Annotated in this window: 30 protein-coding genes; 17 read left to right on the top strand and 13 right to left on the bottom strand. The window is 61.3% G+C overall.

What is annotated here, in order from left to right; genetic code table 11:
- Window positions 1–76: 76 nt before the first annotated feature.
- Entirely contained in the window at window positions 77–616 is a 540-nt protein-coding gene (locus GRF63_RS07440) for a type 1 glutamine amidotransferase domain-containing protein (protein ID WP_160485284.1), read from the top strand.
- A gap of 100 nt (window positions 617–716) precedes the next feature.
- On the opposite strand, the gene GRF63_RS07435 is transcribed toward GRF63_RS07440, so the two are convergent.
- The 5 genes from GRF63_RS07435 to GRF63_RS07415 all read right to left on the bottom strand — a co-directional run bounded on the left by GRF63_RS07435 (window position 717) and on the right by GRF63_RS07415 (window position 4,442).
- Window positions 717–1,367 carry a hypothetical protein gene (locus GRF63_RS07435; RefSeq protein WP_160485283.1) on the bottom strand — a complete coding sequence of 217 codons (651 nt, stop codon included), beginning with the start codon at window positions 1,365–1,367 and terminating at the stop codon, window positions 717–719.
- Window positions 1,368–1,372: 5 nt separating this feature from the next.
- Window positions 1,373–1,933, bottom strand: a complete 561-nt coding sequence (locus GRF63_RS07430) for a hypothetical protein (RefSeq protein ID WP_160485282.1) — start codon at window positions 1,931–1,933, stop codon at window positions 1,373–1,375.
- 84 nt (window positions 1,934–2,017) lie between these two features.
- The gene (locus GRF63_RS07425) at window positions 2,018–2,347 is read right to left on the bottom strand and encodes a 2Fe-2S iron-sulfur cluster-binding protein (RefSeq protein WP_160485434.1); all 330 of its coding nucleotides are present in this window, start codon (window positions 2,345–2,347) and stop codon (window positions 2,018–2,020) included.
- Between the two features lie 5 nt (window positions 2,348–2,352).
- A complete protein-coding gene (locus tag GRF63_RS07420) occupies window positions 2,353–3,426 on the bottom strand; it encodes a cysteine desulfurase family protein (RefSeq protein ID WP_160485281.1) in 1,074 nt (357 codons plus the stop codon).
- Window positions 3,423–4,442 (bottom strand): cysteine desulfurase family protein, encoded by a 1,020-nt coding sequence (locus GRF63_RS07415; protein ID WP_160485280.1) that lies wholly within the window; start codon window positions 4,440–4,442, stop codon window positions 3,423–3,425. The genes GRF63_RS07420 and GRF63_RS07415 overlap by 4 nt, the downstream gene beginning before the upstream one ends.
- Before the next feature lie 103 nt (window positions 4,443–4,545).
- On the opposite strand from GRF63_RS07415, the gene GRF63_RS07410 reads away from it, so the two are divergent.
- Window positions 4,546–5,202: an alpha/beta hydrolase gene (locus GRF63_RS07410; RefSeq protein WP_160485279.1), complete on the top strand. Its 657-nt coding sequence runs from the start codon at window positions 4,546–4,548 to the stop codon at window positions 5,200–5,202.
- Window positions 5,203–5,347: 145 nt separating this feature from the next.
- Window positions 5,348–6,037, top strand: a complete 690-nt coding sequence (locus GRF63_RS07405) for a TonB family protein (RefSeq protein ID WP_160485278.1) — start codon at window positions 5,348–5,350, stop codon at window positions 6,035–6,037.
- 7 nt (window positions 6,038–6,044) lie between these two features.
- Here the strand turns inward: GRF63_RS07405 and GRF63_RS07400 are convergent, their stop codons facing one another.
- Window positions 6,045–6,272: a hypothetical protein gene (locus GRF63_RS07400; RefSeq protein ID WP_160485277.1), complete on the bottom strand. Its 228-nt coding sequence runs from the start codon at window positions 6,270–6,272 to the stop codon at window positions 6,045–6,047.
- Window positions 6,273–6,384: 112 nt separating this feature from the next.
- Between GRF63_RS07400 and GRF63_RS07395 the strand changes: the two genes are divergently transcribed.
- Both GRF63_RS07395 and GRF63_RS07390 read left to right on the top strand, forming a co-directional pair.
- Window positions 6,385–8,229 (top strand): DUF885 domain-containing protein, encoded by a 1,845-nt coding sequence (locus GRF63_RS07395; RefSeq protein WP_160485276.1) that lies wholly within the window; start codon window positions 6,385–6,387, stop codon window positions 8,227–8,229.
- Window positions 8,230–8,316: 87 nt separating this feature from the next.
- Entirely contained in the window at window positions 8,317–9,279 is a 963-nt protein-coding gene (locus GRF63_RS07390) for a polysaccharide deacetylase family protein (protein WP_160485275.1), read from the top strand.
- A gap of 101 nt (window positions 9,280–9,380) precedes the next feature.
- Here the strand turns inward: GRF63_RS07390 and GRF63_RS07385 are convergent, their stop codons facing one another.
- Together GRF63_RS07385 and GRF63_RS07380 are read right to left on the bottom strand one after the other, a co-directional pair.
- Window positions 9,381–9,701, bottom strand: coding sequence for a hypothetical protein (locus GRF63_RS07385; RefSeq protein ID WP_160485274.1), 321 nt, complete (start codon window positions 9,699–9,701; stop codon window positions 9,381–9,383).
- Window positions 9,702–9,818: 117 nt separating this feature from the next.
- Window positions 9,819–11,429, bottom strand: a complete 1,611-nt coding sequence (locus tag GRF63_RS07380; RefSeq protein WP_160485273.1) for a phosphoenolpyruvate carboxykinase — start codon at window positions 11,427–11,429, stop codon at window positions 9,819–9,821.
- A gap of 222 nt (window positions 11,430–11,651) precedes the next feature.
- Here GRF63_RS07380 and GRF63_RS07375 point away from each other — a divergent pair, with 222 nt between their 5' ends.
- From GRF63_RS07375 to GRF63_RS07345, 7 genes are read left to right on the top strand one after another with little or no spacing between them, the layout of a single operon-like run.
- A complete protein-coding gene (locus GRF63_RS07375) occupies window positions 11,652–12,422 on the top strand; it encodes a response regulator transcription factor (protein ID WP_160485272.1) in 771 nt (256 codons plus the stop codon).
- Entirely contained in the window at window positions 12,415–13,983 is a 1,569-nt protein-coding gene (locus GRF63_RS07370) for a stimulus-sensing domain-containing protein (protein ID WP_160485271.1), read from the top strand. Before GRF63_RS07375 ends, GRF63_RS07370 begins: the two co-directional genes overlap by 8 nt.
- 10 nt (window positions 13,984–13,993) lie before the next feature.
- Window positions 13,994–14,413 carry an HPr kinase/phosphorylase gene (locus GRF63_RS07365; protein WP_160485270.1) on the top strand — a complete coding sequence of 140 codons (420 nt, stop codon included), beginning with the start codon at window positions 13,994–13,996 and terminating at the stop codon, window positions 14,411–14,413.
- Window positions 14,414–14,457: 44 nt separating this feature from the next.
- Window positions 14,458–15,381: an RNase adapter RapZ gene (gene rapZ / locus GRF63_RS07360; protein ID WP_160485269.1), complete on the top strand. Its 924-nt coding sequence runs from the start codon at window positions 14,458–14,460 to the stop codon at window positions 15,379–15,381.
- A 55-nt stretch (window positions 15,382–15,436) separates the two neighbouring features.
- On the top strand, window positions 15,437–15,841 hold the full coding sequence (locus GRF63_RS07355; protein WP_160485268.1) for a PTS sugar transporter subunit IIA: 405 nt from the start codon (window positions 15,437–15,439) through the stop codon (window positions 15,839–15,841).
- A 13-nt stretch (window positions 15,842–15,854) separates the two neighbouring features.
- On the top strand, window positions 15,855–16,130 hold the full coding sequence (locus tag GRF63_RS07350; protein ID WP_160485267.1) for an HPr family phosphocarrier protein: 276 nt from the start codon (window positions 15,855–15,857) through the stop codon (window positions 16,128–16,130).
- Entirely contained in the window at window positions 16,130–16,954 is an 825-nt protein-coding gene (locus GRF63_RS07345) for a TrmH family RNA methyltransferase (RefSeq protein ID WP_160485266.1), read from the top strand. The genes GRF63_RS07350 and GRF63_RS07345 overlap by 1 nt, the downstream gene beginning before the upstream one ends.
- A gap of 414 nt (window positions 16,955–17,368) precedes the next feature.
- Here GRF63_RS07345 and GRF63_RS07340 read toward each other — a convergent pair whose 3' ends face one another.
- Entirely contained in the window at window positions 17,369–18,106 is a 738-nt protein-coding gene (locus GRF63_RS07340; RefSeq protein ID WP_160485265.1) for a hypothetical protein, read from the bottom strand.
- Window positions 18,107–18,112: 6 nt separating this feature from the next.
- Window positions 18,113–19,543, bottom strand: coding sequence for a DNA recombination protein RmuC (locus GRF63_RS07335; protein WP_160485264.1), 1,431 nt, complete (start codon window positions 19,541–19,543; stop codon window positions 18,113–18,115).
- A 217-nt stretch (window positions 19,544–19,760) separates the two neighbouring features.
- Here GRF63_RS07335 and GRF63_RS07330 point away from each other — a divergent pair, with 217 nt between their 5' ends.
- From GRF63_RS07330 to GRF63_RS07320, 3 genes are all read left to right on the top strand, one after another.
- The gene (locus GRF63_RS07330; protein ID WP_160485263.1) at window positions 19,761–21,425 is read left to right on the top strand and encodes a formate--tetrahydrofolate ligase; all 1,665 of its coding nucleotides are present in this window, start codon (window positions 19,761–19,763) and stop codon (window positions 21,423–21,425) included.
- Between the two features lie 154 nt (window positions 21,426–21,579).
- Window positions 21,580–23,121 (top strand): catalase, encoded by a 1,542-nt coding sequence (locus GRF63_RS07325; protein ID WP_160485262.1) that lies wholly within the window; start codon window positions 21,580–21,582, stop codon window positions 23,119–23,121.
- 25 nt (window positions 23,122–23,146) lie between these two features.
- A complete protein-coding gene (locus tag GRF63_RS07320; protein WP_160485261.1) occupies window positions 23,147–23,551 on the top strand; it encodes a four-helix bundle copper-binding protein in 405 nt (134 codons plus the stop codon).
- A gap of 59 nt (window positions 23,552–23,610) precedes the next feature.
- Here GRF63_RS07320 and GRF63_RS07315 read toward each other — a convergent pair whose 3' ends face one another.
- The 3 genes from GRF63_RS07315 to recR all read right to left on the bottom strand — a co-directional run bounded on the left by GRF63_RS07315 (window position 23,611) and on the right by recR (window position 25,036).
- Window positions 23,611–23,808, bottom strand: coding sequence for a hypothetical protein (locus GRF63_RS07315; protein WP_160485260.1), 198 nt, complete (start codon window positions 23,806–23,808; stop codon window positions 23,611–23,613).
- A complete protein-coding gene (locus GRF63_RS07310; protein ID WP_160485259.1) occupies window positions 23,808–24,371 on the bottom strand; it encodes a peptide deformylase in 564 nt (187 codons plus the stop codon). Before GRF63_RS07310 ends, GRF63_RS07315 begins: the two co-directional genes overlap by 1 nt.
- A gap of 68 nt (window positions 24,372–24,439) precedes the next feature.
- A complete protein-coding gene (gene recR / locus GRF63_RS07305) occupies window positions 24,440–25,036 on the bottom strand; it encodes a recombination mediator RecR (protein WP_160485258.1) in 597 nt (198 codons plus the stop codon).
- 44 nt (window positions 25,037–25,080) lie between these two features.
- Between recR and fmt the strand changes: the two genes are divergently transcribed.
- Complete coding sequence (gene fmt / locus GRF63_RS07300; RefSeq protein WP_160485257.1) at window positions 25,081–25,986, top strand: methionyl-tRNA formyltransferase; 906 nt, start codon at window positions 25,081–25,083, stop codon at window positions 25,984–25,986.
- On the top strand, window positions 25,983–26,732 hold the full coding sequence (gene truA, locus GRF63_RS07295) for a tRNA pseudouridine(38-40) synthase TruA (RefSeq protein ID WP_160485256.1): 750 nt from the start codon (window positions 25,983–25,985) through the stop codon (window positions 26,730–26,732). Before fmt ends, truA begins: the two co-directional genes overlap by 4 nt.
- Window positions 26,733–26,734 lie beyond the last annotated feature (2 nt).

Genomic DNA, 26,734 nt, shown 5'->3' with positions numbered 1-26,734 from the left:
GGCGGACAGCAGGGAACGAGGTGCTTTCCCCACCCGTTAAGGGGCCAAACACCAATTCCCCGAAAGGAACACAAACATGGCACAACGCATCATGATTCTCGCCACCAACGGCTTTGAACAATCGGAACTGGAAAAGCCCAAGGCCAACCTTGACGACGCCGGGTATGAAACCGTGGTCGTCAGTCTGGAAGATGGCCAGATCAAGGGCTGGGACGAAGACGACTGGGGCAACACGGTGGATGTCGACCTGACCGTGGACGAAGCCGAAGCCAGCGAATTTGACGCCCTTCTTCTGCCGGGCGGCCAGATCAACCCGGATATTCTTCGCCTGAATGACAAGGCGATCAAGCTGGTGCGCGATTTCGTATCCGCCGGAAAACCTGTCGCCGCAATCTGCCATGCACCGTGGTTGCTGGTGGAAGCCGATGTCGTGAAGGGTAAGACCGTAACAAGCTGGCCCAGCGTCCGCACCGATCTATCGAATGCCGGCGGCAATGTCGTGGACCAGGAAGTGGCCGTTGATGGAAATCTCATCACCAGCCGGAACCCGGACGACATTCCTGCATTTTCCAAGGCACTGATCTCCGCATTGGAAGATCAACTTGAAGTAGCCTGATCGAAGCCACCTGATCCTCGCGATCATCCCCCCTCCCGAGAACCAGGATCGGGGCTTTGGTTAACCCCGCCGCGCCGAAACAGGCGCGGCGGGGTTTTTCTTATTCAGCCATCTGGTTCTGGAACGGGATGCCAGCCAGCGACACCTGATGAAGGCGCTGATCGCCGGCGGCTGATACGCTGAACAATTGAAAATTGACCGTTGCCGAAGATATGTCCCTCATCGACGGCATCATCTGGGCATCGAAATTGGCCCGCATGGAGGCTGTGACTTTTGCCGGACTGTCACCGGGCGCAAGCGTTCTGAACGAGCCAGGATTCGCGGCAAAGCAATCGGGGCCGCTTTGCCGGCATTCCTCCAGGCCGCTGGGACGGTAGGGGTTCGAGGTGGCGTTAACGCCATTCTCCAGCGAGGCGACGGCATATTCATCCATCAGGACAACCCGCAGATCTTCGTTCGATCGGTTCTCGACTGAAAAGGTGCCATTGAGCGAGGCATTCGTCGATCCGGTGGGTACAAGGTTAAGCGTATCGGCGCGAACCACCAGCGGCCCTTCGCAAAAGGCGTTTTCCGGACAATTGGGCAGCGGCATTGCCGTTTCGGCGGGAGTCTCGGCACTTCCCGTATTGAAGAGGTCGGGTTCGTCGGCGATTGAGATTTGCTCCGCCGGTGCGTCTGCATCGATGTTGTCAGCCTCGCCCGCGTCACAGGCTGTCAGCACCAAACCTGCGGCTGAAAGCATGGCGGTCATTCGTATCATGTGCATTGCAAATCCCCTGCTGCTTCACTGGATGCCAGCGCGTTGTTCAGCGTCCTGGCAACCTCGATTTCCAGCCCACGCCGCGTATCGAAGCGCAACCCTCCCTGTCGGCAGGTGAGCCATTCCGATTGCGGCAGCCGCATGGCCCACGCCAGCGTCACCGAGTTCTTGGTTCCACTGGTGGAGGAAAGCCCGGTCAAGCCGTAGCGAAGCTCCAGGCCCGAGAGCGTATCGCTCACCGAATCCAGCCTTGGAAGAATAGATAGGTGCATCGATTCGCCAAGCTGGCCCGCTGCACCGCCGTCATTCTGATAAGTAATGGCTGAGACATCCAGCGGGCGGCGTATGCGGTTTTCCTCGCCCGGACCGCCTCGATCGCCGCGAATGATTTCCACGGGAGACGGCCACCAGTCTTCGGTGATGCCAAAACTGTAGAGGGCGAATGCACAGATCGTTGTAAGTGCAAGTTTGAGGTGATCGATCGTCCATTCGACGACTACGCGGCCGGCGAATTTCTTCGACCGACCAAAGAGATCCTGCTCGCTCTGCGAGTTCATGCCAGTGTAACCCCCCGATTCGACCAAAAGCATAGAAGAAAAGGCGCGCTGACAAAATCCCCCGAAGTCCAGCGGTGTTTTCTTTTAAAACCCCTGCGCGTCGTTGCTGTCGCTGGGCATGCGCACTTCCATGCCGTCCAGCTCTTCTGACAGGATTATCTGGCAGGACAGGCGGCTGGTGGCCTGCACATCGGCGGCCAGGTCCAGCATGTCTTCCTCATCCTCCACTGCAGGTTCAAGCTTGTCGAACCATTCGCGCGCGATGATCACATGGCAGGTGGAGCAGGCCATCTGGCCCTCGCACGTGCCTTCCAGCGGCATTCCCGCCGCCTGGCCAACTTCCAGAAGCCGATCACCGGCGGCGGCCTGCACCTCCACCTTCTCGTTCTTGCGCGTAATGAAGGTGACTTTGATGAGGTCTATCCTTGTTGCGATGCAGCAATCTTAACCTTTTCAGCGGCGGTTTCAAGGTCACTAATGGCGGTATAGCGTCCGAAACCCAATCGGATGGAGCTTTTCGCTTGTGCAGCATCCAGTCCGATAGCCTGCAACACGTGGCTGGGCCGTCCCGATCCGCTGGCGCAGGCGGACCCGGCAGAGAACATCACGTCGCGGCAGTCCGACATCAAGCGGGCGACATCCAGCCCGGCCTTGCGAATGTTGAGGTTGCCGTGCCAGCGCGCCTCTGCGCTACCGTTCAGTTCCCAATCGGCGAACAGTTCACGCGCCCTGTTCCACAGCGCTTCGACATGGGCGGCATCCTCGTCCATCCGCTCTGCAGCCACCTTTGCCGCCGCGCCAAAGCCTGCGCACAGCGCCGGGCTCAGCGTGCCGGACCGCAGGTTCGCTTCCTGCCCGCCGCCTGTCTGCTGCGGATCGAGCTCGATGCCATTGCGCACCCACAGCGCGCCGATGCCCTTTGGCCCGTGCAGCTTGTGCGCAGAAACGGCGATCATGTCCGCGCCCGCCAGCGGCATCTTGCCAAAGGCCTGCACGGCATCGCACAGGTACAGCGCGCCAGCTTCCTTCGCCTTCCGGTGAAATTCCACCGTTGGCTGGATCACGCCGATCTCGTTATTCACCTGCATTACGGCCACCAGCCTGGTGTTGGCGGGAATGTCCTGCTTCGCGTTGCATTGCCCGTCCGCCGCCACGTTCAGCTCGTGACATTTGCCGATGGCGTGCGCTGTATCCAGCACTGCGGCGTGTTCGATGGCGGAGACGCTGATCGCGCCATTGCCGGGGCAGCCGCGCATGGCAAGATTGATCGCCTCCGTCGCGCCGCTGGTAAAGATCACCTTGCCATTGGGCGGAAACAGCGCCGCCACCCTGTCGCGCGCCAGATCGACAGCCGCCGCGGCCATGCGCCCCATGCGGTGCGGGCTGTGCGGATTGCCGAAGCCCGTGCCATCCGGCCCATCCAGCCATTGCAGCATCGCATCGCGCGCTTCGGGCGCCAGCGGCGTGGTGGCCTGGTAATCGAGGTAGATCATGTCATGCCCTTCCAGGCTTGGGTAAATGCGTCGAGTTCCTGCGCGGTCGTGTTCCAGCCCAGCGATACGCGGATCGTGCGGCTGGCGATATCATCTGCCACGCCAAAGGCATCAAGCACCTTGCTTTTCTTCAATGTGCCGGAAGAACAGGCGCTGCCCGCAGAAACCGCAAAGCCCATCGCATCGAGGCGGACCAGCAAGGCCTGAGCGCTGATCGTTTCATGGGTAAGGCCGAAAATATAGTCGCAATGCACCTGCCCTGTAACAAGGCGATTGCCCGCAATCGCGTTAGCAAAAGCCGCTCTTTCTTCCTTCGAGGTGGCCCAGCTATCCTGCCCGCCCTGCTCCAGCGCGGCGGCAAAGCCCATTGCGCCCGGCAGGTTCTCCGTTCCCTGACGATAGCCGCGCTCATGCCCGCCAACAGGATTGAGCAGCGCATAGTCGCTTACCAGCAGAGCGCCTATCCCGATCGGCCCGCCCAGCTTGTGCGCGCTGACCACCCCCATGTCGCAATCGGGCAATCCATGTTTACCCGCCCCTTGGGAGCAATCTGCCAGCAGCAACCCACCAGCGTCCGATACTCGGCGATGAATGTCGCCCAGTTCCAGCATCATCGCACCGGTTTCTGAATTCACCTGCTGCAAGGCGATGATTGCGCCCGAAAGGCCTTCTGGCAATTGGGCCATGCCGTTCTGCACCGGCATGGTTTCGGCACCGGGCGCTGCGCGCAGCAGGGCTTCGTGCTCCACCGCGCTGACGATACGCCGATCGCCCTTGCTCTGGTTCAGCGCGATCGACAGCGCCTCGCTCGCGCCGCTGGTGAAGATGAGTTCGCCGTCCCAGCCCAGCGCTGCCTTGCACCGCTCTCGCGCGTCTTCCAGCGCGGCGCGGGCCTTGCGCCCTTCCGCGTGCGGGCTGGACGGATTGGCCCATTTGGTGAAACCTTCCTCCATCGCGGCGCGCGCCTGCGGGCGAAGCGGCGTGGTGGCGGCGTGATCCAGATAAACACGGATCATGCGAGAACAATTGCGAAAAGTGACATAATCCCTATATAGCCGCCCACTTGCACCGCGCCACCCGCGCGGTTCAGCCCATTTTCAAGCAGAGCACCAACCGCCCATGCCCCACGTTATTTTTCCCGGCCCAGAGGGTCGTCTCGAAGGCCGTTTCTCCCCCGCCCCGCGCCCGCGCGCGCCCGTGGCGATGATTCTGCACCCCCACAGCCAGGGTGGCGGCACGATGAATGACCGGATCGTGCAGCAATTGTACAAGACCTTCGTCAACCGCGGCTTCGCCACATTGCGCTTCAATTTTCGCGGCGTGGGCAAGAGCCAGGGCAGCTTCGACAATGGCATTGGCGAGCTTTCCGATGCCGCCAGCGCGCTGGACTGGGTGCAGCAGATCCACCCCGAAGCGCAGACCACATGGGTTGGCGGCGTTTCCTTTGGCGCGCTGATCGGCATGCAATTGCTGATGCGCCGCCCGGAGATTCGCGGCTTCATCTCCATCGCGCCGCCTGCGAACATGTATGATTTCAGCTTCCTGGCGCCCTGCCCCGCATCGGGCATCTTCATCCAGGGCACCGCGGATACCGTGGTGCAGCCCGTTGCCGTGCAGAAGCTTGTCGACAAGCTGCGCACGCAAAAGCACATCACCATTCATCATGATGAAATCCCGCGCGCCAACCACTTCTTCGAAAACGAGCAGGAAGAACTGATGAAGTCGGTCGACAATTATCTGGATTTCCGCCTGGATCCCAGCTGCCCGATTACCTGATAACAGCCTGAAAATTAAAGCAATTCGCGCGCGTCGGAACCAGTGGTTTCGGCGCGCGCTTGCATTTGCTTATCTCCTCGCGTAGTGTAACAGTATATCATGACTCGCCCTCTAACGGGTGAGCTACAGGAAGAGGATAAAAATCATGGCCTATGCAAATGCTACAGTCAGTCCCACGGCCCGCCTTCGCGCGGCAGCCGGCGTTATCGCGATCCATGCCGTGGTAGGTGCAGGGATCATCGCCGGCCTTGCGGTGACAGGCGTGATTACGGAGGATGACGGCGGCCTTGTCGCCTATTTCAATCCCGATCCGCCTGCGCCGCCTCCGCCCCCGCCGGAAATCGTTCCTGAACAAGCGGAGCAGGCATTGGCGCCTATAACCGCGCCAAAGCCTCCGATCGAATTCTTGCGTCCGGCTCCTGTGGAGGCAGCGCCGGTCAATCCCAACATCAGCGATGTGGTGGTGCTGAACCCGCCCCGCACGCTGGAAATTCCCGGCCCCGAAGTGATCATGCCCACGCCGTCACCCTCATTCTCCGCCATTGCCGCATCACCGCGTAACGGCCCGGCGGGCTGGATCACCACCAATGATTATGCGCGCAGCGATCTTGTGCGGGATCGCGAAGGCACCGCAGGATATAGGCTGGTAATCGGCAGCGATGGCAAGGTGGATGCCTGCGAAATCACACGCAGCAGCGGCCATTCCACACTAGATCGCAACACCTGCCGCCTGCTGGAAAGGCGCGCCCGCTTCGACCCGGCGAAAAACGATCGCGGAGAAACGACGGTGGGCACCTACACCGGCTCTGTCACCTGGCAGATCCCGGAGAGATAGGCCGCAGTCAGTCCCTCAGGACTGCGCCCTCATCAACGGCATCGACGGCGGCCTCCATCGGAGTGTCGCCGTCTTTCATTGGCACCAGCCAGATCGCCACGTTGACGAACATCACGACAGACAGGATCGCCATCAGCATGGCCTGTTTCGTGACGCCCTTGCGCCACAGGACGAAGGCCCCAGCCGCAAGGGCAATCGCGGCCAGCACGATGATCGAGATGACAAGATCGAACATGGCCCTGCCCTAGCCCGCCACGGGCACCCTCGCCAAGCCCCTTTGCCCACGCGCCAGACAGGCCCGCGCAATCTTTCTTGACTGGATCGGTTGCATCGGCAACCACTCTGCCATGCACAAGATCATCGACATACCGTTCTCCCGCCGCACCTTCATCGGGGCGCTGGGGGCTTCCACCGCGCTTACCGTTCTGCCCGGCTGCGCCACCACGGCCATGCCCGGCGGGCAGCCTGCGGCGGAGGCTTTGCTGGATGATATTGCGTGGAACCTGCTGCGGCATGAGCCGACCCGCGCCACCAGCCTTGGCGTGGATACAGGCGCGCATGCCGCGCTGCGCGGACAGCTGGGCGATGCCTCTCCGCAGGGGCAGGATGCCTATGCCGCCACGCTGCGCGCCGATCTGGCCCGCGCCCGCGCCTTTGACAAGACCGGCCTCGATCCTGCCACGCGCACCAGTTTCGAAGTGGTGGAAAGCGCCTATGCCACCGCGATCGATGGCATGGCCCTGCCCTATGGTAGCATTCCCGTGGGCAGCTGGCGCACCGCGCCTTATGCCGTGATCCAGAACGTGGGCGCCTATATCGATCTGCCGCGCTTCATGGATTCCGATCACCCCATCGCGGACGAGGGAGATGCCGAAGCCTACATCTCTCGCCTGCAGGAAATGCCCGGCGTTCTGTATGGAGAGCTGGAGCGGATCATCAACGCGCGCGAAATGGGCGTGGTGCCTCCTGACTTCCTGCTGGACAAGGCGATTGCCCAGATGACCGCGCAGATTGCCGATGCGCGTTCGGGCGGCGCGATGGTGGAATCGCTGGTTCGCCGCACGCGCGAGGCTGGCATTGCTGGCAATTGGGAAGCGCGCGCGACGCGAATCGTCACCGGTGATATCGCCCCTGCTCTGGAAGCGCAGCTGGCAGAGTTGCAGCGGGAGCGCGCGGTGGCAGACAGCGATCCTGGCATCTGGTCGCAACCTCGCGGAGACGAATGGTATGACTGGTCCTTGCGATCCAGCACCACCACCAGCCTTTCTCCCGATGAAATTCACGAGCTGGGTCTTTCGACGCTTAACGATATTCATGCGCAGATGGACCCCATCCTGCGCGACATCGGCTATACCGACGGATCCGTGGGCGACAGGATGACGGCGCTTTCGGAAGACCCGCGTTTCAAATTTGCAGCGGGTGATCCGGGGCGTGCCCAGATCATGTCCTTTATCGAGGATCGCATCGCATGGATCCGCGCACAAATGCCCCGCGCTTTCCGCGAAGTGGCGGCAGGCAATCTTGAAGTGCGCCGCCTGCCCCCGGCTGAAGAGCCCGGTGCGCCCACCGCCTATGGCGGCGCGGGCAGCGTGGATGGCACGGCGCCCGGCAAAATGTGGATCAACCTGCTGACAACCGATCTGCACCGCAAATATGATCTGCCCACGCTGGTCCATCACGAGACTATTCCCGGCCATGTGTGGGAAGGCGAATATTCCAACCAGCTGCCGCTGATCCGCTCCATCCTCGCCTTCAATTCCTTCTCCGAAGGTTGGGCCTTATATGCAGAGCAGCTGGCGGATGAGCTGGGTGCATATGATGAAAACCCGACCTGGCGGCTGGGATACTTACAGGCCGCCGCATTCCGCGCCTGCCGCCTGGTGGTCGACACCGGCCTGCATCACAAGCGATGGGGCCGGGAGCAATCGGTCCGCTTCTTCATGGACCAGAATGGCAACAAGCGAGACGAGGTTGCCAGCGAAGTGGATCGTTATTGCAGCTGGCCTGGCCAGGCCACCGGCTATATGGTCGGTAAGCTGGAAATCCTGCGCCAGCGCGCGGCCGCGAAAGCTGCGCTTGGCGGATCGTACGACTTGCGCGATTTCAACCAGGCCGTTGTCAACGGCGGCAACGCGCCGCTGGATGTGCTGGCAGCCAATGTGGGCCGCTATGTGACGGATACGCAAGCTTAACCTCCGCCCTGCTAGGCCTGTTCGATCAAGCCCGCTGCACCCACGCAGCATGGCGATAGCGGATCGGACAGGCAGAAGGCACGGCGGATGGTCGCACTCTATGTCACCATCGATACGGAATACGAACCCGGCTTCACCGCAAAGCGCGGGCTGAACACGCGCGCCGCAAATTTCGACCGCGCCATTCGCGGGGCAACCCCTGCTGGCGATGTAGGCATCTTTCACCAAATGGACGTGCTGGAGCGGCATGGCCTGAAAGCCGTTTTCTTCGTGGACCCGATGCCCGCGCTGATCTGGGGAACAGGCGCCATTGCGGACGTGGTGGAACCCATCGTCACACGCGGCCACGATGTGCAATTGCACCTGCACACAGAATGGCTGGCCATCGCAGGCGATGCCAATCCACTTGGCGCCGACAGGGGCCCCAATCTGAAGGACTTTACCTTCGATGAACAATGCCGCCTGCTGGATCTTGGGGCGGAGATCCTGATGGACGCAGGCGCCCCGCGCCCCGTGGCCTTTCGCGCCGGGAATTACGGCGCAAATGACGATACCTTGCGCGCGCTGGCGCATATCGGGCTGACGCATGATTCCAGCCATCCGCCCGGACTGATGCACGGCGACTGCGACATCGCGCTGGACGAAGGGCACCGTGCGCCACTCGTGCGTCATGGCGTGGTGGAGGTGCCCATCGGCTGTATCGCCGATGCGTTCGGCGGGCTGCGCCATGCGCAATTGACCGCGCTATCCTATCGCGAAATCTTCGCCGCCCTGCGCCATGCGCGGGAACAGGGTGACGCAAGCTTCACGATCGTATCGCACAGTTTCGAACTGCTGTGCCGCAAGCGCACGCGGATCAACAAGGTGGTGTCCCGCCGCTTTGAAAAGGTCTGCGAAAAAGTCGCCAGCATGAAGGGCGTCGACACGGCGACCTATTCCGACACGCTGCCGAAGGCGGTTGGCGACCCCGCTCCGGTGATGCCAGCTGCGCCCCTGCTCAACGGCTCTCGGCTGGTTGAGCAGGCGGTGGCCAACGCCCTGTATGGCTAGATTTAAAATGGCAGCGCCATCCGTAAAAAGTGGGGCGCTGCCATTGTTGCACATTACATTTGGATGCGACGCGCAGAACGCCGCGCCCCCTGCCGGGTCGCTTATTTCTTGCCGAAGAACTTTCCGGCCATGTCCGTAATATCGTTCAACGGATTGCCGTCGTGATCCTTGTCCAGCATCTGCATGAAGGAGCCGAGCGAACCTTCGCCGCCCACATGCTCCATCACCTGCGTCAACACGCCTGCATCGATGCCGCTGCGCTCTGCCGCGGTGGTGACCGTATCGGTATCGGCCTGGTGCCCTTCGGTCAGCGCGGCAATGGCGCGCTCTGCGGTCTCCTGGTCGATCCCCATCTTCTCGGCCATGTTCTTCACCGTGGGGTGATTGTGGGCCGCGCCAAGGATCTGGTCAAAAAGGCTCATGTCGTGCTCTCCGGTCAATTGCTGAGGCATCGAACCTAAGCTTCCGATCCGACATATTAAAGACCCCGCTACGGCTTTCGCCGCGCGGGGTCCTCCTCTCCAACTGTGTGTCAGGTGTCAGGCGGCTTGCGGAGCAGCCTGGCGAACGCCCTCGTCCACGTGCTCTGCGAACTGGTGGAAGTTTTCCACGAACAGTTCGACGAGCTTCTGCGCGGTAGCGTCGTATTCTTCCTTGTCGGCCCAGGTGCTGCGCGGATCGAGCACGGACTGGTCGATGCCCGCCTCGTCCAGAGCGGGCACGTGTACCGGCACATCAAAGCCAAAGTTTTCATCCTTGCGGAATTCAACGTCGTCCATCTTGCCGTCCAGCACGGCATTCAGCAGGCCGCGCGTTGCCTTGATCGGCATGCGGCTGCCGACGCCGTATTTGCCGCCGGTCCAGCCGGTGTTGAACAGCCAGCACTGCACGCCGCCCTTGGCGATGCGTTCTTTCAGCAAATTGCCATAGACGCTGGGGTGACGCGGCATGAAGGCAGCGCCAAAGCAGGTGCTGAACGTCGCTTCAGGCTCGGTCACGCCGATCTCTGTGCCGGCCACCTTCGCGGTATAACCCGAAAGGAAGTAGTACATCGCCTGATCGGCAGTAAGCCGCGCGATCGGAGGCAGCACGCCGAAGGCATCGGCGGTCAGCATGATCACGTTGGCCGGTGCCGGGCCGAGGTTCTTCTCGCTGGTGTTGGGAATATATTCGATCGGATAGGCGCCGCGGGTGTTTTCGGTCTTGCTGCCATCGTCGAAGTCGAGTTCGCGGGTGTCCTCGTCCATCGTCACGTTCTCGATGATCGTGCCGAACATCTTGGTGGTGGCGTAGATTTCCGGCTCACCTTCGGCGGACAGGTTGATCATCTTGGCATAGCAGCCACCTTCGAAGTTGAAGACGGCATCGTCCGACCAGCCGTGCTCGTCATCGCCGATCAGCGTGCGGCTGGCGTCGGCGGAGAGCGTGGTCTTGCCGGTGCCGGAAAGGCCGAAGAAGATCGCCGTCTTGCCGTCCGGGCCGATGTTGGCAGAGCAGTGCATCGGCATCACGCCCTGTTCGGGCAGCAGGTAGTTCAGCAGGCCGAACACGCCCTTCTTCATCTCGCCAGAGTATTCGGTATTGCCGATCAGGATCAGCTTTTCCGTCAGGTTCACCGCAATCACCGTGTCGCTGCGGCAGCCGTGGCGTTCCGGATCGGCCTTGAAGCTGGGCAGGTTGATGATCGTATATTCAGGATCGAAGCCTGCCAGTTCTTCCGCCGACGGGCGCACCAGCAGCGTGCGAGCGAACAGGTTGTGCCAGGCCATCTGCGTGATGACGCGCACGTTCACGCGGTATTCCGGCTGACTGCCGCCGAACAGGTCAGCAACGTAAAGCTCTTCCTGGTCCTTCGTCGCGGCGAGGAAATCGGCCTTCAGATTGGCCCAGTGATCTTCCGCCATCGGCTGGTTGACCTTGCCCCAGTCGATCGTATCTTCGGTAGTCGCATCGCGGACAACGAACTTGTCCTTCACACTGCGGCCAGTGAACTTGCCGGTATCGACCAGAAGCGCCCCGTGTTTGGTCAGCTTGCCCTCACCCTTGCTGATGGCATGTTCCACCAGTTCGGCACTGCCAAGGTTTGGATGAATAGTGGCGGCGGTCGCAATGCCTTGATCAGACAGCGACTTGGAAAGCGTATATGACACGTTAGCTCCTCAACACGGGTCAAGATGAAGCGCAGCGCATTCGTATGCCCTGCGAATGATTTACCGCATAGGGGTGTAACTTTGCTGCGTCAATTTGGCAGGCCCGGTTTGATTTTGTCCTTTGTTGAGACAAGTCAGATGCGGGGATTTTTCGCAACGGTAACGCGCCTGTGTTGTCACTTTGCTTTCGAACGATTACTTCAATCGTGATCAAGGAAACGCATGACCCAAGCCAGCCACGATAACACCGCCGAGCCTTTGAATTCTGCGGCAGACAGCCAGCGCACCATCGCCCTGGTGGATGACGATCGCAACATTCTTACCACCCTGTCCATCGCCCTGCAGGCGGAAGGATACGCCACGCGCGTGTATTCCGATGGTGAAGCTGCGCTTGCAGCGCTGGAACAAAATCCGCCTGATCTGGCCGTGTTCGATATCAAGATGCCGCGCATGGATGGCATGGAATTGTTGCAGAAACTGCGCGAATCGTCAGACCTGCCGGTGATCTTTCTGACCAGCAAGGATCAGGAAGAGGATGAAGAGGCCGGCCTTGCCATGGGCGCGGACGATTACATCGCCAAACCCTTCAGCCAGCGCCTGCTGCTGGCGCGCATCCGCACGATCCTGCGCCGCGCCGCGCCTCTGCCTGAAACGGCGGAAGGGGCCACCCCCATGCCCACCGGCAATAATGAGGTGATCGCGCGCGGGCGGCTGGCGATGGACCCGGCGCGCCACCAGGTTACCTGGGACGGCAAACCGGTCAGCCTGACGGTGACCGAATTCCTGATCCTGGAAGCGCTGGCCATTCGCCCCGGCGTGATCAAGAGCCGCAACCAGCTGATGGATGCCGCCTATCCTGACGATATTTTCGTCGATGATCGCACGGTCGATTCGCACATAAAGCGCCTGCGCCGCAAATTCCGTGCGGTGGACGGGCAGTTCGGCGCGATCGAAACGCTGTACGGCGCCGGTTATAGTTTCACCGATGGCTGATGAAAGCGCACGCGATGCGCTGCAGGCCAGCCGCTTGGAACGGCTCGCCTTCCCCATCGGCAGCTCCCTTACGGCGCGCATCCTTGCGGTAAACCTGATCCCCCTGCTGGTGCTGGCAGGCAGCCTGTTCTTCCTCGATTCCTATCGCCGCCAATTGCTGGACGAGCGTTTCAAGCTGGCCCGCATCGAAGCGCAGATCACGGCGGAGGCGCTGGCCGGTGCAACTTCCGCAAGGCAGGAAGCGCTGCTAAGCCAGATCGGCCGTGAACAGCGCATGCGGCTGCGCATGTATGACAGCGCCGGCACGCTGATTGCGGACAGCTTCGATCTGGACGAACCTTCCTTCACCTTCGATGATCCGGTGGCAGAACCGTTTCTGGAGGACATGGCGCGGTGGACAGATAATGCGCTGAACTTCGCCGTGCGCGCACCCTCCCCCCCGCCTTATATAGAGCCTGAGGAAACGCAGGCCGACAACTGGCCGGAACTGGCGCGTGTTCGCCAGCAGGGGCTGACGCAGATCGAACTGCGCCGCGCGCCGGATAACACGCCTGTCATCAATGCAGCCGCGCCTGTGGGCATTAACGGCGCCAGCCTGCTGACCACGCGCAACGCCACGGATATCACGCAGGCCGTTCGCAACGCGCGCAGCAGCCTGATGACGATCATCCTTCTGGCTCTGGTAGTGTCCACCATCCTGTCCCTCTATCTGGCCAACACCATCATAGAGCCGCTGCGCCGCCTTGTGCGCGCCACATCGCTGGTGCGGCTGGGGCGAGAGCGCGAGGTGGAGGTGCCCCGCATGGATGCACGCGCCGATGAAATCGGCCTGCTGGCGCGTGCGGTATCTGACATGACGGCAACCCTGCGCCACCGGATTGATGCCGTCGAAGCCTTTGCCGCCGATGTCGCGCATGAGATCAAGAACCCGCTGGCATCGCTGCGCAGCGCCACCGAATCGCTGCCCAAGGTGGACGATCCCAAATTGCGCAGCCAGCTGGTGGACATTGCCGCGCATGATGTGCGGCGCATCGATCGACTGGTGTCGGAAATATCGGAAGCCAGCCGCATCGATGCAGAACTCAGCCGCGCCGTGTTCGAGGCTGTGGAACTGGGGCAGCTTTTTTCCAACGTGGTGGCGCGCAAGCTGGAGCGGAGCGAAAACCGCAGCTGCACCATCACGATAGACATCACCACCACCAGCGACGTGGTGATGGGCGTTCCCATCCGGCTGGAACGGATTGCCGAGAACCTGATCGACAATGCCGTGTCATTCTCCCCCGAAGGTGGCCGGATCAACGTGACGATTGCGCGCGAAAATGATCGCGTCAGCGCAACCGTATGCGACGAAGGGCCCGGCATTCCGGAAGCGGAGCGGGAGAAGGTGTTCCGCCGCTTCCATTCCCACCGGCCAGAGGGAGAGGAATATGGCAATCACTCCGGCCTTGGCCTGGCCATCGGCCGCACCATTGCAGAGGCGCATGACGGCACGCTGAGCGTGGTGGAGACGACCGGCGATCTTTGCGGGGCATGCCTCGCACTGGAACTGCCCGGAGCATGAGCGCGCTGGCATGAGCGCGGTCATTGCAAATGTCACCTGCGTGGCGATGCGCGGGCGCGCGATGATGATCAGCGGGCCGTCCGGCATCGGCAAATCCAGCCTGGCGCTGGCCCTGATGGATCGCGGGGCAGAACTGATCGGAGATGATGGCGTAACGCTTGATCAGGTTGGCGAACTGGTGGTGGCAACGCCCCCGCCCAATACGCGAGGCCTGATAGAAATTCGCAATGTCGGCCTGCTGGAAGTGCCCACCGCACGGGCGCCCGTCGCCATCGTGCTGAAGCTGACGAAGGATGCCGAACGCCTGCCGCTGGGCCATAAGACATCGCTGCTTTTGGGGCGCGAGGTTCCACTTGTTGAGCTTTATCCTGATACGCCCTATCTTGCGATCAGGGCAGAGGCCGCGCTGGAAATGCACGGGCTGGACTGAAGTCCAGTCTTCACAACTGTAACTAAAACGCACATCAGGCCCAAATGGCACAAGAGAGTTTGCAAACGACAGCGGCATCCCCGCCGCAACACATCCTGCTTGTCACCGGCATGCTGGGCGCGGGCAAGACCACGGCCCTGCGCGAGCTGGAGGATCTGGGCTGGGAGTCGATCGACAACTTCCCCATCCGCCTGCTGGATCGGCTGGTGGGCACCGACCATGCCAATCACTCGCTGGCCATCGGCTTCGATTGCCGCACCCGCGGCTTTGTGCCGGCCGAGATCATAGAGCGGGTTAAGGACTGGGTAGATAACGATAATCTCTCCATCACCACGCTGTTTCTGGATTGCGCCGGGGGCGAGCTGGAGCGGCGATTTAACGAAACGCGCCGCCGCCATTTCCTCGCTGGCGATCTTCCGGCGGCATCCGGCATTTCGGCAGAGCGTGAATTGCTGGCCCCGCTGCGCCGCTGGGCAGATGTGCTGATCGATACCAGCGATTTTTCCACGAATGACCTGAAGCAAACGATTCGCGACCAGTTCCAGCAAACCGCGCCGCAGCAGATGACTGTTACTGTCTCCAGCTTCGGTTTTGCACGTGGCAAGCCGCCCACCGCCGATCTGGTGTTCGACATGCGCTATCTGGACAATCCGCATTGGGAGGCAGGGCTGCGCGAACAGACCGGGCTGGACACAGGCGTTGGCGAATTCATCGAACGCAGCGCCGTGTTCGCCTCCAGCTTCGACAAGATCCGCAGCCTTCTGCTGGAACTGCTTCCCCATTATGCCGAACAGGGCAAGGCCTACGTGAATATCGCGTTCGGATGCACAGGCGGAAGGCACCGTTCTGTTTACACGGCGGAGAAGATGGCGCAGGAGTTGCGCCAGGGCGGCTTTTCGCCCACCGTGCTGCATCGCAACCTGCAATCGCGCGCGGAAGATCTGGTGGAGGGAAGCCAGCAGCCGTGACGATTGCCGCAACTTCCACAGCAACCGTTAACAGCGCAAAGAGCATCTTAGTTTCATGATCGGACTGATTCTCGTCACCCACGGCCGCCTGGCCGAGGAATTCGTTTCCGCCATGGAACACGTCGTTGGGCAGCAGGATGCAATCGCCACGATCTGCATCGGCCCCAATGACGACATGGAAGATCGCCGGCAGGAAATTGCCGACGCGATCGAGAAGGTGGACACAGGCTCCGGCGCGATCCTGCTGACGGATCTGTTTGGCGGCACCCCATCAAATCTGGCTATTTCACTGCTACAATCGGGCCGCACGGAAGTGCTGGCCGGGATTAACCTGCCCATGCTGATCAGGCTGGCAGGCGCGCGCAAGGAATTGCCGTTGGGCCAAGCCGCCGCCGCCGCAAGGGAGGCGGGACGCAATTATATCACCCTTGCGTCAGAATTCCTTGGTCAGGACGCCTGAAGAGGAGACGGCGATGAGTGAAGTAAGTCAGGACATCGTCATCCCCAACAAACGCGGCCTTCACGCCCGTGCCAGTGCCAAGTTCGTCACCGCTGCCAGCGCGATGGATGGCCATCATGTTTTCGTGGAGAAGGACGGTCAGGAAGCTGCCGGCGGATCGATCCTCGGCCTGATGATGCTGGGCGCGGCGATGGGGGACACGGTGAAAATCCGCGTTGCCGGCGATGATGCGCCCGCCAAGCTGGCAGAGCTGATTGCCCTGGTCGAAGGCAAGTTCGGGGAGGACTGATGCCCTCTTCCACCGTGCGCAACGCCCGGCGCGAGATCACCGGCTTTTCCAATCCCACCGTCAAATATCTGCGATCCCTGCGCGAGAAGAAACACCGCAAGCGCGAAGGCGTATTCCTGGCAGAAGGCCTGCGCCTGCTGACGGACGCACGCGAATGCGGCCATGTTCCGCAAATGCTGGTGATGGCCGCCGGGCGTGATCCCCACCCGTTGATCGACGCGCTGGAGGATACCGTGGCGGCGGCGGGCGGCGAGGTGATCGTCACCTCTCCTGACATTCTTTCCAAGATCACCGGCAAGGACAATCCGCAAAGCGTGGCGGGCGTTTTTGCTGAGTTCGATACGTCGCTGGCATCGCTGAACCGTTCGGCGGCGAAAATCTGGCTGGTGGCGCAGGCCCTGCGCGATCCGGGCAATCTTGGCACCATGCTGCGCACAGGCGATGCGATCGGCGCTGGCGGGCTGATCCTGATCGACGACTGCGCTGACCCTTTCAGCGTGGAAGCGGTGCGCGCCAGCATGGGCGCGGTGTTCACGCAGAAATTGGCGCGCGCTACGTTCGACGAATTCCTGCCGTGGCTGCGCGGCGGTGACGGGCAACTGGTCGCAGCCTCGCTCCGCGATGCCGTGCCCTATCGCGGTGCGCCATACGCCGCGCCAAGCTTCGTGATGGTGGGCAACGAATCGCAAGGCCTGCCTGAAGCTTACGAAATGGCGTGCGACCTGCGCGTCACCATGCCGATGAAAGGCCGCGCCGATAGTTTAAACGCGGCCGTGGCAGCGGCGGTGCTGGGGTATGAGGTGCTGGAGGCGATGAGAAGCTGAGGTCGGCTTTTAGGGTGGGAAGCTGACGAAGTGATTAAACACCGTGCAACCCTTCTCGGTCGCGCGAAAGGTGATGCTCTGCACTGCGCCGGGAGTTACGTAGTCTATGGCGCAGTCATGCTCGCTTCCGGATGCGTAGCGAAGCGCGATACGCCCGCTGCCCTCGCAGTCGATAGCCTTGCTAACCGAGAACCGCCCGCCGCTGCGTCGGAGCGGAGTTTCTTCACTGCAGAGCAGTAGGTTGGCCGCAACCACGGCCCGCTGCTCATCTTCGACCACAAATGTGTTCTCCACTCTCGAACAGGCGGGGAGCGCAAGCGGTAGGACGAAAACGAGCCACTTCATTGGGATGGAATAAAGGTTGGGCCTAATGTCCCAAACCGGGTCGTAAGCAGACCCAAGACCCGTCTCAAATCAATCCCCCGCAACCAGCGCCGTAATCCGCCAACGATCATTGCGGCGATTGGCGATCAGGCGGTAGTCGATCATGGAACGCAGCTTGTCCTTCGCGATGTAGCCTTCCACGCGCTCTTCGCTTTCGGGCCGTGTCCAGGCGACGCGTTCGAAGCCTTCGCGCTGCGTATCGTCGGGCAATCGTTCCACCGCATCCCACGAAATCGTGGCGAGTTCGGATGCGTCGGCGGCGGGTGCGCTGTAAAGCGGCACGTCCTCGCCTGTAACAATGGCGCCCATATAGGGATCGACCGGGATCGTCTGCGCGAAATACCACGGCAGGGTGATGGAGGTTTCGTCACCCGCCGCGCAGCCGAGGTTGAGCAATTGTTCCAGCGTCTTCCAGAACGCGCCATCATCTGCGGCAAGCTTTTCACGCAATTGCGCCCGGCCCGAACCGCCGCCAAAATCCAGCTTCACATCTTCCGCCGCCAGCGCCACCAGCGCATCGGCATCGCGGGTGTCGATGGCCGCCTGCAGGCTGGCCTGAAAATCTATCGCGCCCGGCAGCGCGTTGCACTCATTGCGCGGTGCCCACGGCCCGTCGGCCTGTTGCGCAGGCAATTGCTCGCTATCCACGTCGGAGACCAGTTCCTCCGCCGCGCGCTCAAGCCGCTCAGACGGCGGATCGCTGCGATCGCAGGCGGATAGCAGAGCCAATAGCGGAAGGGTTGCACCAAGGGCGCGCGTAATATTCATGGGGTGTTACGAAGCCTCCTCGCTCTCGTCCCTATCAATAAGCAACGCTTCGCTCGGTTCCGCAAGATCGGATAATCCATAAGCCGGAATTTTTTCGACCGGATCGACCTCCTCGATCTCCTTCTTGCCGATCTCGATACCCTTTTCCGCCAGACGCCTGCCGGATGAAAGGACATTGCGTTCAAAACTGCCGACGAACTTGTTGTAATTGTTCACCGCGGTATCCAGCCCGCCGCCCATGCGCTTCAGATGTTCGGACGCAACGCGCAGACGGTCATAAAGCTCGGCACCCATGCGCCCGATTTCCTGCGCTTCCTGTGCCAGAGCATCCTGTCGCCAAACCTGCGCCACGGTGCGCGCGATGGCGACAAGGTTGGTGGGTGTCGCCAGCAGAACGCGCTTTTCAAAGGCGAAGTCCCACAGCTCCGGATCAGCCTCCAGCGCGGCGGCGACGAAGTGCTCTCCAGGCACGAACATCACCACGTAATCGGGCGCGTCCTCAAACTGGCTTTGATAGCTTTTCGCGCCCAGCGTCTGCACGTGGTTGCGCATGGATTTGGCGTGCAGCAGCAGATGGCGCTGCCGCTCATCCTCATCATCCGCCTCGAACGCGGCCTGATATGCGTTGAGGGACACCTTGGAATCGATCACCAGTTTCTTCTGCCCCGGCACGTTCACGATGGCATCGGGGCGCAGGCGGCCTTCGTCGGTATCCATCGATTGTTCGAGGTGGAAATCGGTGTGCTGCGCCAGCCCGCATTGTTCCAGCAGGTTCTGCAAGGCGCGTTCGCCCCAGCGGCCGCGCGCCTTGGGCGCATTGGTGAGCGAATTTCCCAGCCGCTGCGCTTCGCGGCGCACCTCTTCCTGGCCCAGCCGCATGCCCTCGATCTGCTGGTGAAGCTTGGAAAACGCATCCGAACGCTGCGCTTCCAGCGCGCCCACATGCTGTTCGTATTTTTCCAGCCTGTCATTCACAGGCTTCAGCAGATTGGCGACGGCTTCCTTGTTCGCCCTTTCCGAATTGCCGAAGCGTTCGGCGGCATCGGCGATGAATTTCTCCTGCGCCTTGCTCAACACCTCGCTGCCCGCGGCGCGGAACTGGGTCAGCAATTCCTCGCGCGCTTCCTTCATCATCACGATCTGCCGTTCGTGATTGGCGGCATCGGCTTCCAGCGTGGCGAGACGGTTGCGCGCCGTATCGCGCTCCTCCCGAATAACCTCTATCTGGGCGGCAAGGCCATCCACGCGATCCGCGCGAACCGTGGCATTTTCCAGATCGATCACGGCGCGGCGAAACTTCTCATCCAGTTCCTTTGCCTCTATATCGCGCTGCGTATGGCGATCCCGCCACTCGGCAACAGGGCGCTGGCCCAGCCAATAGCCAAGCCCCCCCAACACCAGGGCAAGAACGACTAACACCAGAACAATCGGATCCATAAACAGCCTTCAGCAAAGCAAATCGGAACGAAAGGCGAACTTACCCATCGCCACCCTTCCCCGCAAGCGCCCAGCCCCGGCCATCCCCTGACGGTTACGAAAAAACCTTGTGGACTCGGCCTGAAAAATCGTATGCGGTGCTTACTAATTCAGATTTGCGAAATTTTCGCTGTTGCGAAATTATCGTCAAACGACATCGACTAGAGAGGACGCCGTCATGCCGACAGATATTGAAATCGCCCGCCAGGCAACTTTGAAGCCCATCACCGAAGTCGCCTCCGCCGCAGGCATCCCTGACGATGCTCTGATCCCCTATGGCAAGTACAAGGCCAAGGTGGATACCTCCGCCCTGCCAGACAATCCCAACGGCAAGCTGATCCTCGTCACCGCAATCAACCCCACGCCTGCGGGCGAAGGCAAAACCACGACTTCCGTCGGCCTGTCCGACGCGCTGCATCGCATCGGCAAGAAGACCATGCTGTGCCTGCGCGAGCCATCGCTCGGCCCGTGCTTCGGCATGAAGGGCGGCGGCGCTGGTGGCGGCAAGAGCCAGGTGATGCCGATGGACGAGATCAACCTGCACTTCACGGGCGATTTCCACGCTATCACCAGCGCGCACAATTTGCTTTCCGCGATGATCGACAACTCGGTTTATTGGGGCAATCCCAACGATATCGACGTGCGCCGCATTACGTGGAAGCGCGTGCTGGACATGAACGATCGTGCGCTGCGCCAGATCGTCGGCCCGCTAGGCGGCGTGTCCAACGGCTTCCCGCGCGAAAGCGGTTTCGACATTACCGTGGCGTCCGAAATCATGGCCATTCTGTGCCTCGCCAGCGATCTGAAGGATCTGCAGAAGCGGCTGGGCGACATCATCATCGGCTACACCCGCAAGCGTGAGCCGGTGTACTGCCGCGACATCAAGGCCGACAGCGCGATGACGGTGCTGCTGAAGGACGCCATCCTGCCAAACCTGGTGCAGACGCTGGAAAACCGCCCTGCCTTCCTGCATGGCGGCCCCTTCGCCAATATCGCCCACGGCTGTAACTCGGTGATCGCCACCAAGACGGCACTGAAGATGGCCGACTACACGGTGACCGAAGCCGGTTTCGGTGCTGACCTTGGCGCGGAGAAATTCCTCGACATCAAGTGCCGCCTGGCTGGCCTGAGGCCCGATGCCATCGTGCTGGTGGCCACCGTGCGCTCGCTGAAAATGAATGGCGGCGTGCCCAAGAACGAGCTGACCGAAGGCGAAAACGTCGATGCGGTTCGCGCAGGTTCGGTAAACCTCAAGCGCCATATCGAGAACCTGAAAAAGTTCGGCATCACCCCCACCATCGCCATTAATCACTTCTATCTCGACACCGATGCAGAGATCGCCGTGATCGAGGAGATGGCCAAGGAATACGGCGCCGACGCCGTGGTGTGCAAGCACTGGGCCGAAGGCGGCGCAGGCGCGGAAGAGCTGGCGCGGATCGTTTCGGCCAAGGCCGATGCCGGTGCCCCCGAATTCGATCAGCTCTACCCCAGCGACATGCCGCTGGCGGACAAGATCACCACCGTTGCCACGGAAATCTATCGCGCTGGCGAGGTGAGCATTTCGCCTGCCATCCGCAAGCAGCTGAAGCAGTGGGAAGATATGGGCTACGCCGACTACCCCGTATGCATGGCGAAGACGCAGTACAGCTTCTCTACCGACCCGACGGCGCTTGGTGCGCCGGATGATCACACGGTAGAGATTAACGAGGTTCGCCTGTCCGCAGGTGCCGGCTTCATCGTGGCGATTGCGGGCGGCATCATGACAATGCCGGGCCTGCCCAAGGTGCCGAGCGCGGAGAATATCTACCTCGACGAAAACGGCCAGATCGAGGGATTGTTCTAAGACCCTCTGGCTTTATCCGAACACCGAAAGGGCTGCTCCGTTGGGGCGGCCCTTTTTGTTTGGCCGCGGAAATTCGGCGGCAAGGCGCAATTTGGGGAACCGGATATCCAAGGCATCCGTAATGACTACAAACCCCCAAAGAGAGGCAATTTTCATGGCCAAGAACAAGAGCGGACAATCCGTTCCCCCCACCACCACCGACGCAGGCATCCCCATCGCCAGCGAAGAACATTCGCTGACGGTTGGCCCCGACGGCCCTATCGTCCTGAACGATCACTACCTGCTGGAGCAGATGGCCAACTTCAACCGGGAACGTATTCCGGAGCGTCAGCCCCACGCCAAGGGCTCCGGCGCGTTCGGCCATTTCGAAACCACCGCCGATATCAGCAAATACACCAGCGCCAAGCTGTTTCAGCCCGGCGTAAAGACCGATGTCGCCATGCGCTTTTCCACCGTGGCAGGTGAGCGCGGCAGCCCCGATACCTGGCGCGATCCGCGTGGTTTCTCGGTGAAATTCTACACCGAGGATGGCAATTTCGACATGGTCGGCAACAACACGCCGATCTTCTTCATCCGAGATCCCATCAAGTTCCAGCACTTCATCCGCAGCCAGAAGCGCCGCGCCGACAATGGCCTGCGCGATCATGATATGATGTGGGATTTCTGGACGCTTAGCCCCGAAAGCGCGCACCAGGTGACATATCTGATGGGTGACCGCGGCGTGCCGAAGAACTGGCGTGAGATGAACGGTTATTCCAGTCACACCTACATGCTGCAAAATGCCGAGGGTGAGAAGTTCTGGGTGAAGTTCCACTTCCACACCGATGTCGGCTCGATGAGCGGCAATGCTCATCTGACGCAGGATGAAGCGGTGAAGAAGGCGGGCGAAGACAGCGATTATCACCGTCGCGACCTGTTTGATGCGATTGCCGACGGCAATTTCCCCAGCTGGACGCTGAAGTTCCAGATCATGCCCTATGAGGATGCCAAGACCTATCGCATCAACCCGTTCGATCTCACCAAGACATGGCCGCATGCCGATTACCCGTTGATCGAGGTCGGCAAGCTGACGCTGAATGAAAACCCTGTCGATTGGGATACGCAGATCGAGCAGCTCGCGTTCGAGCCGAACAACATGGTGCCGGGAATTGGCCTATCGCCAGACAAGATGCTGCTGGCTCGCGGCTTCTCCTATGCCGATGCGCATCGCCATCGTCTTGGCGTGAACTACAAGCAAATCCCGGTGAACTCGGCCCGTAATGCGGAAGTTTCGTCCTACTCCCGCGCAGGTGCCATGCGCGTTACCAATGCGGTGGATCCGGTATATGCGCCAAATTCCTACGGCGGACCGGCGGCAGACCCATCGCTGGTGGGCGATGCCGGCCATTTCTACGCCGATGGCGACATGGTGCGCGAAGCCTACACCTTGCGTAAGGATGACGACGACTGGAGCCAGGCACGTGCCCTGATCAATGACGTGATGGACGAAGAACAGCGCAAGCGCTTTGTCTCGAATGTCGTTGGCCATCTCAGCGATGGCGTTTCGGAAAAGGTGCTGGTTCGCGCATTCGAATACTGGCGCAATGTCGATGATGCGATCGGAGAGAAGATCGAAAAGGGCGTGCGCGACAAGATCGGCGGCAAGTCCAAGGCTCCCGGCATGGCCTCTGCCAAGAGCATTTCGGGCCAGAAATAAACAAAAGAAGATTTGGAGAATAACAATGTCGATCAAGGAAATGATCCAGGATCACCCCGCCGTGGGTGCTGACTATAACGAACCGCTGGCAGAGGCTGTGAAGCACGCGATGTACTGCGCTGCCATCACCAGCAGCTGCGTGGATGCCTGCAATGGCGAAAGCGGCGACATGTCGGAATGCATTCGCAAGTGCTCGGACGCGTCCGACATCTGTCAGGCCGTCAGCACCGTTGCCGCGCGCCGCACGCATGGCAATACGGTGGTGATCAAGTCACTGCTGGAAGCCTGCATCATCGCCTGCAAGGTGTGCGCGGAAGAATGCGCCAAGCATGACAACCCGCATTGCAACCGTTGCGAGCGCATGTGCCGCGAAGTGGTGGAAGATTGTACCAAGGCGCTGCAGGGCATGGTGGAAGCCGCAACCGCCTGATCAGCGATCACATAATGCAAAAGGGCCGCTTCAATGGAGCGGCCCTTTTCATATGCGGATTAGTCGCGGCCCGATTGCCGCTTCGCCAGCGCGTTCATCAGGAAACGAAAGCCAACCGTGAAGGCCACGAAATATATGGCGAACCGGATGGAAAGCGCATCGAAGCCCAGCCCGCGGTCGTAATAAACCCACGCACACATCACCATCGCATAAAGCAGGCCAGCAACGCTCGCCTGGCTCCAGCTGATCGTCCGCATCAGGCGGCGCGCGCCTTTTGCAGCTTCTTCAGCGCCATGTTGCGCTTCAAACGGGAGAGGTGATCGATGAACAGGATGCCGTTCAGGTGATCCATCTCGTGCTGGATGCACACGGCCATCATGCCGTCCAGCTCTTCCTCATGCGTATTCCCCTCCAGATCCTGCCAACGCAGACGGCAGCGCGACGGGCGCTCCACATCGGCGTAGATATCGGGGACCGAGAGGCAGCCTTCCTGATAGCTCTTCGTATCATCGGAAGGATCAAGGATTTCGGGATTCACGTAAACACGCGGATCGTTGATGATCGGCTGGTGCGTGTGGCTGTGGCCATCATGATCGCAAGGAACGGGATCGGCATCCGGGTCCTCTTCCTGCAGATCGATCACCAGCAGGCGCAGGGGTTCGCCCACCTGGATGGCGGCAAGGCCAATGCCATGGGCATCGTACATCGTCTCGAACATGTCATCGACGAGGGTTTTCAGATCGTCATCGAATTTCTCGACAGGAGACGACACGGTTTTCAGCCGGGGATCCGGCGCTTCAAGGATTTCGCGAATAGCCATAACTGGCCATATAGGGCGAAGGGTCTGAACCTTCAATTGCCGACGTCGCAGCTGCAATCAGCTCCTGATCAACCCAGCGGCCGCCGCGCCCGCAGTGCCTGCGCCAGCGTACCTTCGTCCAGATAATCCAGCTCTCCGCCCACGGGCAGGCCATGCGCCAGCTGCGTGATGCGGACGGGGTGATCGTCCAGCCGCTCTGCAATGTAATGGGCGGTGGTCTGCCCCTCCAGCGTGGCGTTCATGGCCAGCACCACCTCGTCCACCGCGCCCGCTTCCACGCGGCCCAGCAGGCTGTCTATCGCAAGGTCTTCGGGCCGGATGCCGTCCAGCGCGGACAGTCGCCCGCCCAGCACGTGGAATGTGCCGGTGAACAGGCGCGCACGGTCCAGCGCCCACAGGTCCGCCACATCCTCCACCACGCAGATGGACTTTGTGTCCCGCTTGGGATCGGCGCAGATCGTGCACGGATTTTGCGTGTCCACATTGCCGCAGGTGTCGCACTCCACCAGCTTTTCCTTCACCGTGCCCAGTGCATCCAGCACCTGGTCCAGCGCGGTTTCGCGGTGTTTTACCAGCCACAGCACCGCCCTGCGCGCCGAACGCGGGCCAAGGCCCGGCAGGCGGGCCAATGCAGAAGCGAGGTTTTCGATCTCTTGCGATGCCATGCTGTGCCAGATAGGGCCGCACGCAAGGAATAGGAAGGCTGACAATGCGGCTGATTTTCATGGGAACGCCCGATTTCGCCGTGCCGACGCTGGATGCGCTGGTGGATGCGGGCCACGATGTGGTGGCGGTATACAGCCAGCCACCCAGCCGGTCTGGCCGGGGTAAGAAGGAGCGCCCCTCCCCCGTCCACGTCCGCGCCGAGGCCCTGGGTATCGCGGTTCGCCATCCCGTCAGCCTGAAGGGCGCGGACGAGCAGCAAGCCTTCGCAGCGCTGGAGGCGGACGCCGCCGTGGTTGCCGCCTATGGTCTGCTGCTGCCGCAAGCGGTGCTGGATGCGCCGAAGCACGGCTGCCTGAACGTGCACGGTTCCCTGCTGCCGCGCTGGCGCGGTGCGGCGCCCATCCACCGCGCGATACAGGCAGGCGACGCCGAGACCGGCATCACCATCATGCGCATGGAACGCGGCCTTGATACTGGGCCGATGCTGCTGAAAGGCGCGACGCCCGTCGATCACAAGACCACGGGCGAACTGCACGATGAACTGGCCGCGCTTGGGGCAAGCCTGATTGTGGAGGCCCTGTCGCAGATCGACACGCTGCAGGCCGAGCCGCAGGACGAGGCGCTTGCCACTTATGCGCCCAAGATCAGCAAGGCGGAGGCGAAGCTGGATTTCACGAAGCCTGCCGCGATGCTGGAGCGCGAAGTGCGCGCCTTTGCACCCTTCCCCGGCAGCTGGTTCGAACTGGATGGAGAGCGGATCAAATTGCTGCGTGCCGAACTTGCAGACGCCGATGGTGCGGCAGGCACGATACTTGATGACCGGCTGACCATCGCCTGCGGAAGCGGCGCGCTGCGGCCTTTAAAATTGCAACGCGCAGGCAAGCCCGCCATGTCACTGGACGATTTCCTGCGCGGCAATGCCGTGACACCGGGCGCGCAGATCACGTGACCCGCTTCGCCCTCACCGTGGAATTCGACGGCGCGCCGTTCTTCGGCCTGCAACGCCAGGCGGACGGACCCAGCGTGCAGCAATGCATTGAGGAAGCGGCTCACGCCGTGACCGGCGAAACCGTAACGCTGCACAGCGCCGGGCGCACTGACAGCGGCGTGCACGCCCTTGCCATGCGCTGCCATCTGGATATCGAAAAACCGTTCGAGCCGTTTCGCCTGTTGCAGGCGCTGAACGCCAAATTGCGGCCCGATCCCGTGGCCATCATCGGCTGCGAGATAAAGCCCGACGATTGGCATGCGCGCTTCTCCTGCATTGGCCGATCCTACGAATATCGCATCCGCAACCGCCGCGCTCCGCTGACGCTGGAAAAGGGCCGCGCCTGGCATATCGCGCGCCCGCTGGATGCAGATGCCATGCATGAAGCGGCGCAGGCGCTGGTGGGAAACCATGATTTCACCACCTTCCGCAGCGCGCATTGCCAATCCGCCAGCCCGGTTAAGACGCTGGACCGGCTGGACGTCAGCCGGGAGGGCGACGCAATCATCATTCGCGCCGCCGCGCGCAGTTTCCTGCATCATCAGGTGCGATCCATGGTGGGGTGCCTGTCACTGGTGGGCCAGGGCACCTGGGGGATAGATCAGCTTGCCCATGCGTTGGAAGCGAAAGACCGGGCGGCCCTTGGCCTGAATGCGCCGCCCGAAGGTCTCTACTTCGTGAAGGCCACCTACCCGCAAGAGGATTAAAC

This window comes from Aurantiacibacter rhizosphaerae, from assembly GCF_009807005.1.
GTDB classification, from domain to species: Bacteria; Pseudomonadota; Alphaproteobacteria; order Sphingomonadales; family Sphingomonadaceae; genus Alteraurantiacibacter; species Alteraurantiacibacter rhizosphaerae.
This window is presented reverse-complemented; position numbering and strand designations above follow the sequence as displayed.

Bases quoted from the DNA above. Each gene is read 5' to 3' on its own strand.
- GRF63_RS07410 (WP_160485279.1), top strand. From the start codon at position 4,546: ATGCCCCACGTTATTTTTCCCGGCCCAGAGGGTCGTCTCGAAGGCCGT.
- GRF63_RS07355 (WP_160485268.1), top strand. From the start codon at position 15,437: ATGATCGGACTGATTCTCGTCACCCACGGCCGCCTGGCCGAGGAATTC.
- GRF63_RS07400 (WP_160485277.1), bottom strand. From the start codon at position 6,272: ATGTTCGATCTTGTCATCTCGATCATCGTGCTGGCCGCGATTGCCCTT.
- GRF63_RS07345 (WP_160485266.1), top strand. From the start codon at position 16,130: ATGCCCTCTTCCACCGTGCGCAACGCCCGGCGCGAGATCACCGGCTTT.
- GRF63_RS07370 (WP_160485271.1), top strand. From the start codon at position 12,415: ATGGCTGATGAAAGCGCACGCGATGCGCTGCAGGCCAGCCGCTTGGAA.
- GRF63_RS07330 (WP_160485263.1), top strand. From the start codon at position 19,761: ATGCCGACAGATATTGAAATCGCCCGCCAGGCAACTTTGAAGCCCATC.
- recR (WP_160485258.1), bottom strand. From the start codon at position 25,036: ATGGCATCGCAAGAGATCGAAAACCTCGCTTCTGCATTGGCCCGCCTG.
- GRF63_RS07325 (WP_160485262.1), top strand. From the start codon at position 21,580: ATGGCCAAGAACAAGAGCGGACAATCCGTTCCCCCCACCACCACCGAC.
- rapZ (WP_160485269.1), top strand. From the start codon at position 14,458: ATGGCACAAGAGAGTTTGCAAACGACAGCGGCATCCCCGCCGCAACAC.
- GRF63_RS07405 (WP_160485278.1), top strand. From the start codon at position 5,348: ATGGCCTATGCAAATGCTACAGTCAGTCCCACGGCCCGCCTTCGCGCG.
- GRF63_RS07395 (WP_160485276.1), top strand. From the start codon at position 6,385: ATGCACAAGATCATCGACATACCGTTCTCCCGCCGCACCTTCATCGGG.
- GRF63_RS07385 (WP_160485274.1), bottom strand. From the start codon at position 9,701: ATGAGCCTTTTTGACCAGATCCTTGGCGCGGCCCACAATCACCCCACG.
- GRF63_RS07350 (WP_160485267.1), top strand. From the start codon at position 15,855: ATGAGTGAAGTAAGTCAGGACATCGTCATCCCCAACAAACGCGGCCTT.
- GRF63_RS07390 (WP_160485275.1), top strand. From the start codon at position 8,317: ATGGTCGCACTCTATGTCACCATCGATACGGAATACGAACCCGGCTTC.
- GRF63_RS07375 (WP_160485272.1), top strand. From the start codon at position 11,652: ATGACCCAAGCCAGCCACGATAACACCGCCGAGCCTTTGAATTCTGCG.
- GRF63_RS07340 (WP_160485265.1), bottom strand. From the start codon at position 18,106: ATGAATATTACGCGCGCCCTTGGTGCAACCCTTCCGCTATTGGCTCTG.
- GRF63_RS07335 (WP_160485264.1), bottom strand. From the start codon at position 19,543: ATGGATCCGATTGTTCTGGTGTTAGTCGTTCTTGCCCTGGTGTTGGGG.
- GRF63_RS07310 (WP_160485259.1), bottom strand. From the start codon at position 24,371: ATGGCTATTCGCGAAATCCTTGAAGCGCCGGATCCCCGGCTGAAAACC.
- fmt (WP_160485257.1), top strand. From the start codon at position 25,081: ATGCGGCTGATTTTCATGGGAACGCCCGATTTCGCCGTGCCGACGCTG.
- GRF63_RS07440 (WP_160485284.1), top strand. From the start codon at position 77: ATGGCACAACGCATCATGATTCTCGCCACCAACGGCTTTGAACAATCG.
- GRF63_RS07315 (WP_160485260.1), bottom strand. From the start codon at position 23,808: ATGCGGACGATCAGCTGGAGCCAGGCGAGCGTTGCTGGCCTGCTTTAT.
- GRF63_RS07430 (WP_160485282.1), bottom strand. From the start codon at position 1,933: ATGAACTCGCAGAGCGAGCAGGATCTCTTTGGTCGGTCGAAGAAATTC.
- GRF63_RS07415 (WP_160485280.1), bottom strand. From the start codon at position 4,442: ATGATCCGTGTTTATCTGGATCACGCCGCCACCACGCCGCTTCGCCCG.
- GRF63_RS07320 (WP_160485261.1), top strand. From the start codon at position 23,147: ATGTCGATCAAGGAAATGATCCAGGATCACCCCGCCGTGGGTGCTGAC.
- GRF63_RS07365 (WP_160485270.1), top strand. From the start codon at position 13,994: ATGAGCGCGGTCATTGCAAATGTCACCTGCGTGGCGATGCGCGGGCGC.
- GRF63_RS07420 (WP_160485281.1), bottom strand. From the start codon at position 3,426: ATGATCTACCTCGATTACCAGGCCACCACGCCGCTGGCGCCCGAAGCG.
- GRF63_RS07435 (WP_160485283.1), bottom strand. From the start codon at position 1,367: ATGACCGCCATGCTTTCAGCCGCAGGTTTGGTGCTGACAGCCTGTGAC.